Source organism: Moorena sp. SIO3I6 (assembly GCF_010672095.1).
The window spans coordinates 1-1,645 of the sequence record NZ_JAAHHU010001127.1 but is presented as its reverse complement, the minus strand read 5'-3'; the positions used below and the strand labels follow the sequence as shown (position 1 = coordinate 1,645).

The 1,645-nt window shown below is 42.1% G+C and carries 2 protein-coding genes; both read right to left on the bottom strand.

Annotated features, from left to right (window positions below; genetic code table 11):
• Positions 1 to 495: 495 nt before the first annotated feature.
• Complete coding sequence (locus F6K49_RS46860) at positions 496 to 888, bottom strand: hypothetical protein (RefSeq protein WP_075896702.1); 393 nt, start codon at positions 886 to 888, stop codon at positions 496 to 498.
• A gap of 472 nt (positions 889 to 1,360) precedes the next feature.
• Positions 1,361 to 1,645: tetratricopeptide repeat protein (locus tag F6K49_RS46855; RefSeq protein ID WP_293109330.1), on the bottom strand; the 285-nt coding region annotated here is incomplete at its 5' end.

Sequence of the window (1,645 nt, the reverse complement as noted above, 5' to 3'; positions counted from 1 at the left end):
GCACTTCCTCCAGCAGTCTCTCACCATGTTGGACGGTCTATTGTGTGTGCTCTCAACAAAGTGGAAGTCAGTGCTACCAAACCCAAGCAATTGGAACTTTTCAGTGTCGATGTGGCTTGAATTTAGGGGTTGCTGGCTTGGTCACAAGCAAACCGGAAAGGGGAATCTTAAGAGAAAATCCTTAGGTTGGTTTATGGCTAGCACGGTTTTCCCTGGGATGAATCGATGCGATCCACTGCCTGCCCTACTTTTACTTGCTTTTAACAGACCTTGCAGCGTTAGAAGTTTTATGCTCTTGTACTACCGCCAATTCTTCTCACCTGTTGCATGATGTGAAGTTGGTGACTTATGGAAGAGATGTAGGATAGGTCAAGAAAAGAAGTAAATTGTGCTGTGGCTACTGATCTAGAGATATAGACCTACAGCACAATTTTCCATGAGTAATCAAAAAAACGAATTGGTGTGATGCACTGCCCACCCTAGATTTAATCTCGTCTATTCTACGGTGGGCAGTGCATCTGTCTCGGGAGACTTCAGCTCTGTGGCAAATGGCTCCAGCCCTTCGCCGAATGGGTTAGTTTTATCCCCACAATTATTATTCACGCCCCAAATACCTTCAGCTATAGTCCATGTTTGGCTGTTGTTGTTGCATTTGATGACTAAATTAGCTCCCTTCTCTATTTTTACTAAGTCACCATGATAAAGCTTATGATCAATTAATATACTTTCATATCTCCAAACGTCTTCATCAGTTAGTGTGATCATGTTAACCTCTCCTTGAACTTTTACTGCAATTGCTATAGGCACTTTATCAGCACGAACTTGATTGGTAAAACCTTGTGCAACGGTAATACCAACGATTGTCAAAGCAGCTACGATGTTTTTCATTTTAGTTCTTCCATACTGAGTATACTTTTATTTCAAAAATTTGAGATGCTTTTAGGGTCGCACTTTTACATTTTCCTGTTGAGTAAGTATAGGCTTGAAGCAGTTCTTAAGACTACCATAAATATAAGCATTCAGATCATCCACTACCTGCTAAATCCTGAGTGCTGATAGCTGATATTCAAGTATCTATAGACTTATCTGGCTAAGCACCAAAAGTTATGCAGCAAACTTTCAATACCAGGTTGATATCCCACAGGACTTAGCCACCAAGACCGCTCCGAAACGCACCACCTTTGAGCTCGCACTCATTTTACCCCTCGTCACCACCATTGGGACAGCCTATCCGAAAATTGTAACGGGCAAGATGCCCGTTCCACGCCTGATCCCCATTCCATCCACCGGTTCAAACAGTAAAAATGAGATGCACCCGATTCCAAGTTAAGAGCTGAGCAGAACAACTACCAAAGAGTCTTCATTGTTTATTCGGCAACTGTTTATTTAACTCAGCTTCTAAGCGCTGTCTAGCTTGGTCAATCCATTTGTCTTCATCTATAGAATAATGGGAGGCATATCCCAGGCAAGATTTCCAATTATTCATAATTCTTGCCGTATTTTTTTCACCTGCTTCTTCTAGTACCTGGGCTAGCAAACAGTAAGCTGGTGCCTTTGTATTATCTAAATTAATAGCATCCTGGAGATGACGTTTTGCCTCAGCATAGCGATTTTGTTTGAGCCGAGCCCACCCCAGGTTTTTAAG

Coding starts and splice junctions, on each gene's coding strand:
- F6K49_RS46860 (WP_075896702.1), bottom strand. CDS start 888: ATGAAAAACATCGTAGCTGCTTTGACAATCGTTGGTATTACCGTTGCA.